Origin of the sequence: Pokkaliibacter sp. CJK22405 (genome assembly GCF_046614695.1) — a bacterium.
Classification (GTDB): domain Bacteria; phylum Pseudomonadota; class Gammaproteobacteria; order Pseudomonadales; family Balneatricaceae; genus Pokkaliibacter.
On record NZ_JBKKHQ010000020.1, the window covers coordinates 1 to 12,620 of the forward strand.

Annotated in this window: 10 protein-coding genes and 1 tRNA gene; 7 read left to right on the forward strand and 4 right to left on the reverse strand. The window is 53.1% G+C overall.

Annotated elements, in window-relative coordinates; genetic code table 11:
* Positions 1-104 precede the first annotated feature (104 nt).
* A tRNA-Asp gene (locus tag ACKC9G_RS14845) sits at positions 105-181 on the forward strand.
* A gap of 340 nt (positions 182-521) precedes the next feature.
* A complete protein-coding gene (locus ACKC9G_RS14850; protein WP_411406754.1) occupies positions 522-1,511 on the forward strand; it encodes a LysR substrate-binding domain-containing protein in 990 nt (329 codons plus the stop codon).
* Positions 1,512-1,577: 66 nt separating this feature from the next.
* Here the strand turns inward: ACKC9G_RS14850 and ACKC9G_RS14855 are convergent, their stop codons facing one another.
* Both ACKC9G_RS14855 and ACKC9G_RS14860 read right to left on the reverse strand, forming a co-directional pair.
* Positions 1,578-3,287: an ATP-binding protein gene (locus tag ACKC9G_RS14855; protein WP_411406756.1), complete on the reverse strand. Its 1,710-nt coding sequence runs from the start codon at positions 3,285-3,287 to the stop codon at positions 1,578-1,580.
* A complete protein-coding gene (locus ACKC9G_RS14860) occupies positions 3,284-4,390 on the reverse strand; it encodes a substrate-binding domain-containing protein (protein WP_411406758.1) in 1,107 nt (368 codons plus the stop codon). Before ACKC9G_RS14860 ends, ACKC9G_RS14855 begins: the two co-directional genes overlap by 4 nt.
* A 324-nt stretch (positions 4,391-4,714) precedes the next feature.
* Between ACKC9G_RS14860 and ACKC9G_RS14865 the strand changes: the two genes are divergently transcribed.
* The 5 genes from ACKC9G_RS14865 to ACKC9G_RS14885 all read left to right on the forward strand — a co-directional run bounded on the left by ACKC9G_RS14865 (position 4,715) and on the right by ACKC9G_RS14885 (position 10,472).
* The gene (locus ACKC9G_RS14865) at positions 4,715-5,710 is read left to right on the forward strand and encodes a hypothetical protein (protein WP_411406760.1); all 996 of its coding nucleotides are present in this window, start codon (positions 4,715-4,717) and stop codon (positions 5,708-5,710) included.
* A gap of 2 nt (positions 5,711-5,712) precedes the next feature.
* The gene (locus ACKC9G_RS14870; protein WP_411406762.1) at positions 5,713-6,282 is read left to right on the forward strand and encodes a 2'-5' RNA ligase family protein; all 570 of its coding nucleotides are present in this window, start codon (positions 5,713-5,715) and stop codon (positions 6,280-6,282) included.
* Positions 6,283-6,351: 69 nt separating this feature from the next.
* A complete protein-coding gene (gene yegQ / locus ACKC9G_RS14875; protein ID WP_411406764.1) occupies positions 6,352-7,656 on the forward strand; it encodes a tRNA 5-hydroxyuridine modification protein YegQ in 1,305 nt (434 codons plus the stop codon).
* A gap of 159 nt (positions 7,657-7,815) precedes the next feature.
* Positions 7,816-8,814 (forward strand): FAD:protein FMN transferase, encoded by a 999-nt coding sequence (locus ACKC9G_RS14880; protein ID WP_411406766.1) that lies wholly within the window; start codon positions 7,816-7,818, stop codon positions 8,812-8,814.
* 140 nt (positions 8,815-8,954) lie between these two features.
* Positions 8,955-10,472, forward strand: a complete 1,518-nt coding sequence (locus ACKC9G_RS14885) for a fumarate hydratase (protein WP_411406768.1) — start codon at positions 8,955-8,957, stop codon at positions 10,470-10,472.
* Between the two features lie 107 nt (positions 10,473-10,579).
* On the opposite strand, the gene ACKC9G_RS14890 is transcribed toward ACKC9G_RS14885, so the two are convergent.
* Positions 10,580-11,836, reverse strand: coding sequence for an RsmB/NOP family class I SAM-dependent RNA methyltransferase (locus tag ACKC9G_RS14890; RefSeq protein WP_411406770.1), 1,257 nt, complete (start codon positions 11,834-11,836; stop codon positions 10,580-10,582).
* Positions 11,833-12,519, reverse strand: a complete 687-nt coding sequence (locus ACKC9G_RS14895; RefSeq protein WP_411406772.1) for a 7-cyano-7-deazaguanine/7-aminomethyl-7-deazaguanine transporter — start codon at positions 12,517-12,519, stop codon at positions 11,833-11,835. The genes ACKC9G_RS14890 and ACKC9G_RS14895 overlap by 4 nt, the downstream gene beginning before the upstream one ends.
* Positions 12,520-12,620: the final 101 nt, after the last annotated feature.

Here is a 12,620-nt window from a genome sequence, read left to right on the forward strand (position 1 = left end):
ATAGCTCAGTTGGTAGAGCAACGCCCTTACAAGGCGTGGGTCAGGAGTTCGAGTCTCTTTGCGCCCACCACTAAGGACAGCTTGGTGACACAGGCTTACAGTGTGGAGCGGTAGTTCAGTCGGTTAGAATGCCGGCCTGTCACGCCGGAGGTCGCGGGTTCGAGCCCCGTCCGCTCCGCCATTTAAAAAGCTCGCATTCCTCTGGAATGAACAGGAAGCCTGGGAATATCCCGGGTTTTTTTGTATCTGAGTTTTATGAATGTCTCTTTCTTAAGGTCACGACTTTTCTCTTCGCCCGGTAGGGCGCCGCCTGTTTGGCCTGCTTTTCTCTCTTGAATCAATAGCTTCATCTTCCCTTTGTATTGCAAACGTTAATCCTTGGTCAGGATTTCTAATTGCGTCTGGCTTGTCTGTGTATTCATAATGAGCCTCGGAGCCTGGATTGCATGTAATATACGCCACCCCGTGTAGGACGATGAAAAGAAAGGCTGTTCTGAAGTCAGTTGCTTAGCGTTAATCTCATGCCAATCTTGAATAGTCTTTGCTGGAATGGTCTTCGTGTTTTTGAAGCGGCGGCCCGTCTGCAAAGTTTCACTAAAGCGGCCGATGAACTTTGCGTCACGCAAGGTGCGGTCAGTCAGCAGATCCGCCAGTTGGAACAACAGCTTGGTGTGAGTCTCTTTATCCGTCAGGGGCGTGGTGTATTGCTAAGTCCGGAAGGGCGGCGTCTGGCGGCGTTGACATCGCGTGTTGTCGCCGAAATATCGGATGAAGTAAGGCGTATTCGCCGCCCGGAAACAGATAAACAACTGGTTGTCAGTTGTTGCCCGTCTTTTGCGATGCAGTGGTTATTGCCGCGTCTTGGTCGTTTCTCTGCCCAATACCCGGATACCGAGGTCTCCCTGCGTGCTGAGTTTCATGCGGTATCTCCGCGTGAACTGCTGGCCGAAGGCATTGATCTTGCTATTCGCTATGATCCCTGGGGCTATCCGATCGGTTTTGATGAAGTGCTACTGGAAGAGTATCTACTGCCTGTAGTGGCTTCCGGTGGTGCGGCTTCTATTGACCAGCCTGCTGATGCCTATTTGCAGAAGCAGGTATGGTTGCTGGATGGGACGGGCTGGGCGGGCGCTGACGTTCATGATGAGTGGCGTGCCTGGACAGAAGGTAAGGGGTTGGCGGAGCTTCGTCCAAGACAGGAGCAAACCTTTAACCTCGCGCAGTTGGCTCAGCAAGCTGCTGCCCAGGGCAGGGGAGTAACGATGGGGCGTATGGCATTGGTGGCGGATGCGCTTATCAATGGTCAGCTGGAAGGGTTGTACGCTCCAGCCGTGCCTTCGCCCGCGCGCTATGTATTGCTCACTCATGCTGAGCGGCGTCGTCATGCCGGTGTTGTTCAATTTTGCCAATGGCTCAAGCGTGAGATCGAAGACTTCCGTACAGAGTGCCAAAGTAAGCTGGCAGACTGGCTGCCGATAACAGGCGCTGCTGAAGCGATAGGAACTGAATAGCAAGTGAGAAAAAGCCCTGCGCTTTAGATAAGTCAGGGCCGCATCAATTCAGGAATACTCTGTAGACTAGATCGGCAGCGTGATGACAAGGCGAGTACCCTCGCCGGGTGATGACACCACGCTCATACTCCCGCCCAAACCTTCTGCACGTTCCTTGATTCCCAGCAGTCCATAGCTGTTATGGCTGGCCAAGGTGTCAAAGCCTCTGCCGTTATCAATAATTTCCAGCCACAGCCGCTGAGGCTTGCTCTGTACGCGTAGTGTGACCTCGACCTGCGAGGCTTCCGCGTGCTTGGCGACATTGTTCAGGGCTTCCTGAGTGATGCGATAGATCGCAATACAGCTCTTATCGTTAAGAAAGTCGACTTCATCAGGGTTGGGTAAATCCAGTACAAACTGCACATCTTTTTGCTGCAGTGTATCCAGTACCGGGATGTTGACCATAGCGTCGATCAGACCCAGTTCATCCAGCGGAAGGGGTCTGAGTGTGCGAATCAGGTTGTAGACCGTGTCGTACATCAGGCGGGAGGTATCATAGATGGATTCCGCTGCCTGTCGCACCAGGTCATCCTCACTAACCCTGCCTTTGATCAGAAATGCGTCCGCCGTGACAGCCGTCAGGCACTGGCCCAGTTCGTCATGAAGCTCCCGGGCCAGATTTTTACGTTCCTGTTCCTGCAGCAAAATGAGCTGCTGGCTCAGGAACTTGGCTTTTTGTTTGGCTTCCTCCAGGTCTTCATTGAGTGCCAGAAGGTCTGACTCGCGCAGCTTCAGTTTCTGAATCAGCTGGGAAAGCAGTTTGCCCAGCAGGTCAAACTCTCGAATCGGATTGTTAAAGTTGGGCTCAACCAGCTGAGGGTTCTGAGCAAGGCTCACGAGTTTACGTAGAGGGCTTACTGAAAACTTGGAGGCGAGAATGGCAATGATGATGGAGAGCGTCAGGATGACAATAATGGCAACCACCAGAATGCGCTTGAGATTTTCCCTGAAGGATTCAATCGCATCACTGGATTGCTGAATGCTGAGGTACAGCGCGTCGGCTTCATTGTCGACAGGCAAGGGGAAGGTAAAGAGCATGGTGCTGGGGCGCTCTTCGACCTGATTAAGTTTGTAGTCCATGACGGATAAGTGGTCGGAGGTTTCGCGCGAAAGATCTCCGGTGCTGATGATAATGTTGTGATCGCTGATAAGGGCAACGGCAGTGGTTTTATCTGTCATGGACGTTGTCAGTGCCTTGATCAGGGTAAAGCTGTCATTGAGGACAATACCGGCAATGATTTTGCCTTTAAGCTCGCCGGTCACAGGCTGAATAATGGGTTTGGACATGACCAGCGCCGTCCAGCTGGCATCAGCATTGGTTACCAGGCGCCAGCGATTATCAGGCATATGATTCAGAGCCTTGTCGAAGCCGCTGGTGGCATAGAGCGGGGCCGACAGATCATAAAGATGCTGCGGTGTACGAACAAAGAAGAGGTCGATGTCGTTACGGTAGTGATCGTAGTAGTTGACGTCCACACGAGAGCGGCTAAGGGTGTCGGGGTAATCTATGATGCTTTCTTCTTCGCTCAGGTCCTGAATACGTTTGGAGAGTGAGCGCAGGTGCTGGTTAAAAAGGTAGGTTGCCAGGCGTTCATGTTGCTCAAAGGCTTTGTGTGTCTCGGCTTCAAGCAGGTGCAGGCCGCTCTGATAACTCAGGGAGTAAATCAGAATAGTGCCAGCGCCAGAGAGAATGATGAGGGACAGCAACCAGAACGTGAAAAGAGAATAGCGCTTCAAAATGAGTGGTCCGAGTAACGGAAGGCCTGCTGCTGCAGTGACTGAATTTCGGTGGATGACGTTTCGGTGGTAATCAGGGTCATTTTGCCGGAATAGACCTGAGGTGTTGCTTTCCCCTGACTGTGGGCGGCAATCACTTCAGCGATGGCGATACCACTATCGTCGTTCATTCGCATAACGGTCGCCATGATTTCACGTTTCTTGAGCATTTGCAGCTCAATATCACCGCCGCCCCAGCCGTTCAGCCAGATTTTTTCATCCGGCGCGAGTTTGGCCACGGCTTCTGCTGCGCCAACGGCAACGTCGGTTGCTGCGCAGAAGATGACCCGTGGATGTGGCTTGTCTCCAAGAATGTGGGTGGCAATGTCATAGGCAGAGTTGCGGTTGCCCTTGGAGTAGAACGCAGACTCCAGCTGCCAGCCGCCTTGCTGTTCAACTTCGTTGATAAAGGTATCGCCACGTGCCTGACTGACATAGCCAGGCAACCAGTTAATGACGGAAAACTCGCTCTTGAAGGGCAGGCGTTTCACGTAATACTGGGCCAGCAAGCGGGTGCCTTCCTGATGGTCAAAACCCACGTAGAAAAGCGGATGGGGGTCTTGCCAGTCCTTGAGGGGGGTCGTCACGTTTTGCAGAATCAGCTTGGTATGCGAGTCAGCAAGAATGCGATCCAGAATGCGTTTTGAGGGTAGCATGTCCAGGGTGGTGATAATGTAATCCGGGTGTTGGCGCAGTGCCTGAGCAATCTTGCTTTCCTGCTTGCGCGCCTCTTCATCGGGACGCATATCGAAAACGACCAGTCGGAAGGGCATGCCCATTTCTTTCAGGCGCTCACTGATGACACGAATATTGCTCTTCCAGTAATCCGAAGTCTGCTTGCCGGGCTGAACGACCATGATACTGACCGGTTTCTCCGGTAGTGTTTTGACCGGAACGGCAGCATGTTGAACGCGGGCATCGAGTGCGGCACTCAGCGCCTTCTGTTTGGGGAATTGAAGATAATAATCCTGCAGCGACCAGTAAGGATAAGTCCAGGTTTCAGCCGCACTGGCACCGGTAGTGAAAGTGAGTAAGGCTGCAATCAGAAGTGACTTTAACGTCATCGGAAAATGGGCCTCACGCAAAGGATGGCAAAGGAAAAACACCTGATAAAAGAGTGTTTCACTCTAGGTGGGGCTTGAGTGGATGGCAACCGGATTTTGTCACTGGCTTTGAGTCAATTGTCGTGATTATTCAGATTGTTAGGCGGGAATGCAGATTTTTTAGCGGATAGGGGATAGTCCTGCAGACTGAGGTATGCTTTGATTCTGGCTGCGTTTTCTTTCAATCCGACAGGCGCTCTGCCTTCATGTGAAGCTGCCGGTGAATGTATCGCCACAGATAACGTAAACAATAAACAGACCAGCTCTGAGCGAGAAATTGGATCTATGCGTGATAAGGAACCTATCGTCGATGTACCCAGCCTGGGCCCTGCGGAAAAGCAGCGCCAGCAGACACAGGCAGCTCAACAGAGTCGCGGTGGGCGTTCGGCAGGAAAATCCTCAAGCAAGGGTGGTGTCGGGCTGGCGGTACTGGCGATTATCGGTCTGCTGGGTGTGGGCGGTTGGTCCTACTGGCAACAGCAACAGTTAACGGATGTACTGGATAGCACACGTAAAGAGCTGGATTCCAGTAAAGAGAGACTGAGCCAGTTAGAGGCGATTCTCAGTGCCAGCCAAATGAATAACAGTGAGTCAGGTGAGAAGCTGAAAAGCACACTGAGCCAGGTGAAGATGGGCCAGCAGTACCTGACCGAGCAACAGCAGCAGCTTCAGGGGCAGTACCAGCAGTGGCAGGACTCTATTGAAAGCCAGCTGAAAGACTCGCTGACTCAGCTGCAGTCACTGGCGAATCAGCAGGGCGACCTGTCGCGAACGACCACAGCGCTGAGTGACCGTTTAACTGCCCAAAGCAAGCAGATTGACTCCCAGTCGGCCCAGCTTGGTACGCTCAGTACGCAGCTTGATGATCAGAAGCAGCAGCTGGATTCCGGCAGTGCTGCACGAAGCGCACTGGAGACCAAAGCGACGCAACAGTTGAAAGCGTTGCAGTCTCAGCAGGAAGATCTGGTTGCTAAGCTGGGAACTGCGGGTAATGCCAATCGTCTGGCCTCGCTGGATCAGGAGCAGCAACGCCTGGTAAAAGATCTGGCCACGTTACAGGGCCAATTCAGTGTGCAGAAGCAGGCGTTGACCGAAACGCAAAATGCGCTTTCAAAACTGCGCGCTGAACAAGGTGCCAAGTCGAGCAGTCGCACCTCAGATATTCAGCTCCAGGCATTGGAGGAACGTCTTTCTGACACCGAAGATGCGATTCGTTCGATTGATGCTTTCCGTCAACAGATTAACCAGCGCTTGGTGCGTGTCGAGAAGCAAGTTCGTTAAGTATGCCCGCCGTCTTCTATGCCCTGTCATTAACGCAAGTGAGTCAGCAAGCGTTAGTGCAGGGGCGGCCATCCCTCCCTCTTCAATGGCATCAGCCTCAGGATTTGCACCTGACGTTGGCGTTTATTCCTGATGCGTCCTGTGACGAGCTTAAAGTGCTGGATGAATCGCTCCCCCTATTGACGGCCGATGTTGGGGATTATCTGGAGATTGCATCTCTGGATCGTTGGCAGCACCCTCAGGGCGCAGAGCACTGGGTGGCGCGCTGTGCGATGGCTCCATGGATTGAGAGCTTATATACGAGAGTGAGGACGCTGTGCGAAGCGCAGGGGGTGGGCACTGATAGCCATCATGGTTTTCTGCCCCATGTCACTCTCGGCTGGAGTCATGGGCCTGTCAGTGTGAATAGAGAGGTTAGTGCTGAGCTCTCTGAGGTGTGGCTGACGAAGGTGACAACGGTCTGCTTCAGCGGTATCGGGCTCTACGAGCGTGACCCAGATCAACGAAGTGGCAGATACCGGGCTCGTCAGTGGCAGCCCGTGAAGACTAATCCTGCCGATCTTGTAGAGTAGCGCCCCTTCACGAACTTTATCAGACGCGATGCCTGGCATGGCTTCTGTTGCTGACGCTGCTTGCTCTCCATGAAAAAACCAGAACTTCTCTCGCCTGCGGGCACTCTCAAAAGTATGCACTATGCGTATGCCTACGGTGCCGATGCGGTTTATGCCGGTCAACCGCGCTACAGCTTACGGGTGCGTAATAATGACTTCACGCTGGATCATCTGGAAAAAGGGATTCACTTTGCTCACCAGCAGGGTAAGAAGTTTTATGTGGCCAGCAATATTGCGCCTCACAATGCCAAGCTGAAGACCTATCTGGCGGATATGGAGCCGGTAATCGCGATGCGGCCCGATGCGCTGATTATGTCAGACCCCGGACTCATCATGATGGTGCGTGAGCGCTGGCCGGAGCAGTGCATTCATCTCTCCGTACAAGCCAATACCATGAACTGGGCATCTGTGAAGTTCTGGCAGCAGCAGGGCATTCAACGCATTATTTTGTCTCGTGAACTGTCATTGCAGGAAGTGGAAGAAATTCGTCAGTACATCCCTGAGATGGAGCTGGAGGTATTCGTTCATGGCGCGCTCTGCATTGCCTACTCGGGCCGATGCCTGCTTTCAGGGTATATGAATCATCGTGACCCGAATCAGGGCACTTGTACCAATGCCTGTCGCTGGAAATACCAGGTCACCGCGGCAACGGAGGATGACAAGGGTGACTTTATTCCCGTCCAAGAATGGCAGCCTGAGACGGTATCGCCGAGGCCTATGCTGCTTGAAGAGGTGAATCGTCCGGGTGAGTTCATGCCGGTTGATGAGGATGAGCACGGCACCTACATCATGAATTCCAAGGACTTGCGAGCCGTTCAGCATGTGCCGGCTTTTGCGGCGATGGGGATTCATTCGCTGAAAATTGAAGGGCGAACCAAGTCCCACTATTACGTGGCGCGAACGGCACAAGTGTACCGACAAGCCATTGATGATGCGGCCGCCGGCAAACCTTTTGATCGCGGCTTAATGGATACGCTGGAGAATCTGGCAAACCGTGGCTACACCGAGGGGTTCTACCGCCGTCATGTCCACGATGAGTACCAGAATTACCTCACGGGCAACTCCATTGGCGTGCATCAGCAGTTTGTCGGTGAAGTGGTTGACGCCGACAAGCATGCGGGCTGGATAGATATCGAAGTGAAAAACCGTTTTGCTGTGGGTGATCATCTGGAGCTAATGACGCCCACAGGTAATATTCGCTGGCAGCTGGATACGCTGCTTGATAAGCATCAGCGCGCCATTGAGGTCGCACCAGGCTCAGGTCATCGGGTACGACTGCCTGTGGCAGTAGAGCATGACCTGAATTATGCCTTGCTTATGCGCAACCTCGACTAGTTTGCGCTCTATCCGTGATGGGCAATGCTGGGTGCGGGCGGAAGCTTTTGCTAGACTGATGCGCCTCAATAACCGGTAACCAAGGCTGCTCCTTTGAAGAAGGCAAGATTTCAGCGCCTGCGTGCTATTGCGGCACGTGGGCTGATAGCTGGTGCACTCGTGACTGCTTTGCAGGCATGCTCGAAACCTCCGGAAATTCAGCGCGTGGAAGGCTACGCTCAAGGCACGACCTACCACATCAGCTGGTGGAGTGAAACGTCACTGGATACCGGTGTCGTCGAGCAGCAGTTTCAGCAGCAGCTGGCCAGTATCGACAAAGAACTCTCTACCTATCGGGATGACTCCTACATCTCGCGCTTCAATGCCTCGCCCAGTACTGACTGGCAGCCTGCATCACAGGACTTTATTGACCTGATTACGCTGGCAAAATCGATTTCTCAAAAAACACAGGGCTGCTATGACCCAACATTAGGGCCTCTTTTTGGTCTTTGGGGATTCAGGAAAGATGTACTCAATGTGCCGACACCCGAGCAGATTCAGGCCGTTAAAGCGCATATGGGTATGGATAAGCTTGAGGTGGATGAAGTCGACCACAAGATCCGCAAAACCGTACCTGATTTGCAGGTGGACTTCTCCTCCATGGGCGAAGGCTACACCATCGGTAAGTTGACGAGGATTCTGGAGGACATGGGCGTGACCAACTATCTGGTTGAGTTTGGTGGCGACATGAAAATTCGTGGTCATAAGCCGGATGGCAAAAAGTGGCGTATTGCCATTGAGCGCCCTGTGCCGGGGAATAAGACGGTACACCGTATTGTGACCATCAATGATGAGAGTGGCGTTACTCTGGATACCTCCGGAACCTATCGTCATCACTTCGATGCTGACGGCAAGCGCTATTCACATATTCTGGATCCGCGCACCGGAGCGCCTGTTACCCATGATCTGGTATCTGCCTCCGTATTCGGAGTAGTTCCTCGTGAAAGTGATGCCTGGGCTACAGCCATGCTGTGTATGGGGCAGGAAGAAGGGATGAAGGTCGCGGAGCAAGAGCACCTGGATGTGTACTTTATTCAGCAGAAATCCGCCAGTGTGTTGATTGACAGCTTTTCGCCTTCGCTCAAGCAAGAGCAACGTGTGACGTTTGAAAAAGAATAGTCCGTCAAAACGGATCGCGACGGCTCTGGCAACAGGCCGTCTTGCTGCAGTGCTGATGTGGCCTGCAGTGGAATCGTGTATACTTCGGCAGCCGAAAAGGTACCTGCCGATATTATAAATAATGAGAGGACACCCCGAGCATGACCGTGATTCGCCAGGACGATCTCATCGCCAGTGTCGCTGACGCTCTGCAGTTCATTTCCTATTACCATCCTAAAGATTTCATTCAGGCCATGCACAAGGCCTACGAGCGTGAACAGAATAAGGCCGCTAAAGATGCGATTGCCCAGATTCTGATCAACTCTCGTATGTGTGCTGAAGGTCATCGTCCTATCTGTCAGGACACCGGTATTGTGACCGTCTTCGTCAAGATCGGTATGAACGTTCAGTGGGATGCGACCATGGGCGTTGAAGATATGATCAACGAAGGTGTGCGCCGTGCCTACACCCATCCTGACAACGTGCTGCGTGCCTCAATTCTGGCTGATCCCGCCGGCGCACGTAAGAACACTAAGGACAACACTCCTGCGGTCATCCACATGCAGGTTGTTCCCGGTGATACCGTTGAAATCGAAGTGGCAGCCAAAGGCGGCGGCTCGGAAAACAAATCCAAAATGGCGATGCTGAATCCTTCTGATTCCATTGTGGACTGGGTGCTGAAAACTGTTCCCACCATGGGCGCAGGCTGGTGTCCTCCTGGCATGTTGGGGATTGGTATTGGCGGTACTGCTGAAAAAGCGGCTCTGCTGGCCAAAGAGTCCCTGATGGAGCCTATCGATATTCATGAGCTGATGGCGCGTGGTCCTTCTAATCGTGCCGAAGAGCTGCGTATCGAGCTGTACGAGAAAGTGAACAAGCTGGGTATTGGTGCCCAGGGTCTGGGCGGCTTGTCCACCGTACTGGATATCAAAATCAAGGATTACCCGACTCATGCCGCCTCCCTGCCTGTGGCGATGATTCCAAACTGTGCCGCTACCCGTCATGCGCACTTCACTCTGGATGGCTCAGGCCCAGCGTTGCAGACTCCTCCAAGTCTGGATGACTGGCCAGAAATCACCTGGGAAGTGGGTGACAACGTGCGCCGCGTCAATCTGGATACTGTGACGCGTGAAGACGTGGCGAGCTGGGAGCCAGGTGAAACAGTTCTGTTGTCCGGCAAGATGCTTACCGGGCGTGATGCAGCTCACAAGCGTATCGTGGATATGCTGAACAAAGGTGAAGAGCTGCCTGTCGATCTGAAAAACCGTTTTATTTATTACGTTGGCCCGGTTGATCCTGTGGGTGATGAAGTTGTTGGACCTGCTGGCCCGACCACTGCAACCCGTATGGACAAGTTCACCCGTCAGGTGCTGGAGAGTACAGGTCTGCTGGGCATGATCGGTAAATCCGAGCGCGGCCCGATTGCTATCGAAGCTATTAAGGACAACAAAGCAGTCTATTTGATGGCGGTTGGTGGTGCAGCGTATCTGGTTTCCAAAGCGATCACCGGCTCAAAAACGATTGCTTTCCCAGAACTGGGTATGGAAGCAATTTATGAGTTTGAAGTAAAAGACATGCCTGTCACGGTTGCTGTCGATTCTAACGGTACCTCCGTTCATACCACGGGTCCTGCCGAGTGGAAGCAGCGCATTGAAGAGCAAGCCATTAAGGTGGTTTGATCGCAGATATGATCTGTTGTGAATGAAGGTAAGAAAAAAGGCGCTCAGTGAGCGCCTTTTTTTATGTTTTATGGCGACGCAGAGAAGGCGTCGCGTACCTGGACAAGTCAGCCTTGCTTGCGTAGCACCGCGGCAAAAAGGCCATCACAGCCATGAATATGGGGCTGTAGCTGCATCCAGGGCTTATCAAAGCTCAGACGAAGACCAGCAGACTTGAAGCGTGGGGTAACGGGCTCAAGGCTGAAGTCGCCCTGCGTCTCGATAAAGGCTTCCACCTGCTGCTGATTTTCTTCAGGCAGAAGGCTGCAGGTAGCATAAATGAGTATGCCGCCGGGTTTTACCAGCCGACTGGCACTTTCCAGAATTTGTTGTTGCAGCGTTAGCAGGCGGTCCAGCTCTTCATGACCCAGATGCCATTTGATATCCGGGTTGCGACGAAGCGTACCTGTACCCGAGCAGGGGGCATCGATCAGAACGATGTCAGCCTTGTCGTTCCAGCGTTGCAGATAAGGATCTTGTTCATTTTTGAGAAGAACCGTCTGCACGTTATCCAAGCCCGCACGATGAGTACGCGGGCGCAGGTTACCCAGACGGCGCTCATTAACGTCCAGAGCCAGCATACGGGCTTTGCCTTCTGTCATGGCTCCCATCGCCAGTGTTTTTCCACCCGCGCCTGCGCAGAAATCAATAATGGTCTGACCTGGGACTGCGCCTGAGAGTAGGGCGACCAGCTGGCTGCCTTCATCCTGCACTTCCAGTGTGCCATTGTGCAGCAGGCCGACACGTTGCAGGCCATGGCTGTTTGGCATCCTGACGCCCCAGGGAGAGTAAGGGGTTGCTTCAGCATGGTAATGCTGCAACTTGAGCTGAGTCAGCGCTGCATCACGGGTGATTCCTTTTAAGGTGTTTACACGCACATCAACGCCTGGTGTGCGTTTGCATGCCGCTTCAAGCGCTTTGCTGTCAGTGTAGGTCTCGGCGAAGCGCTCGTGCAGCCAGGCAGGCAGGCTCGACTTCGTCAGTGTTGGCAGAAGGGGCTTCAGGGTTTCATCAATCTGATGGCTATGGAAGCCTTCAGTGACTTCACCGACGCTAAGCAGGTAAGTTGCCCAGAGGCCTTTTAGCGTGGAGTTGTGCTTACGCAGGATATCGATACCAATGCCGGCGCGAAGAAAGCCGTAGACGTGATCGTTAACCCAGCTTTTCAATGCCGGGTCCAGATTCTGGCGGCGAAAGTAGTTGCCCAACGCACGATCGGCAGGAATGCGCTTGATCAGAATATCGGCAAGAACATGCTGTCCATGCTGGAAACGAACGGCGGCCGGAGAGGCCGCATTACGGGTACGGCGAACGCGTTTTTTCATTGAATCTGTAATGCTCGAGAATAATCCGGATGCTGGCTGAGCCAACGCTGAAGTCTGCCGAGCAGGATACCATAGAGTGGCAGGGTAAAGGCGACGCTGATCAGGAGTTTGAAGCCATAATCCGCCCAGGCGATTTCGACCCAGTGCTGAGACATGAAAGCGTCACTGGAATGGGCGAATGCCAGAGAGAAAAACGCGAAGGTATCTGCCAGATTGCCAAGAACGGTCGAAGCCAGTGGCGCAATCCACCACAGTGACAACAGGCGCAAGCGATTAAAAATCTGTATATCCAGTAATTGGCCAATCAGATAAGCCATAAAGCTGGCAAGGGTGATACGGGCAACAAAGGTGTTTAGCTCTGTAAGGGCTGATAAAGACTGCGGCTCGCCTTTATAAAAAAGTACAGACACAAGATAGGACAGCGCCAATGCTGGAAACATTACCCGAAAAATAATCCGTCGTGCACGCTCTGCCCCCAGAAGACGTACCGTCAGATCCGTGGCAACAAAAATCAGCGGGAAGCTGAACGCTCCCCAGGTTGTGTGGTAGCCGAAAAGGGTAATAGGTAATTGCACCAGGTAATTGGATGCCACAATCACGAGGATATGAAAGCTCACCAGCCAGGTAATAACCTTGGTGGAGTTGTTATGAGGGCTATCAGGGTGGTGCAAATCAGAAGGCATAGCTACGCAGCTCCTTTTTGGTTAACGGGGTGAGGGAACCCGGAAGCCGCGTACTATAGCGAGGCGCAGGCCTCGCTACAAGGAGTGAAGTTAACCAAGTG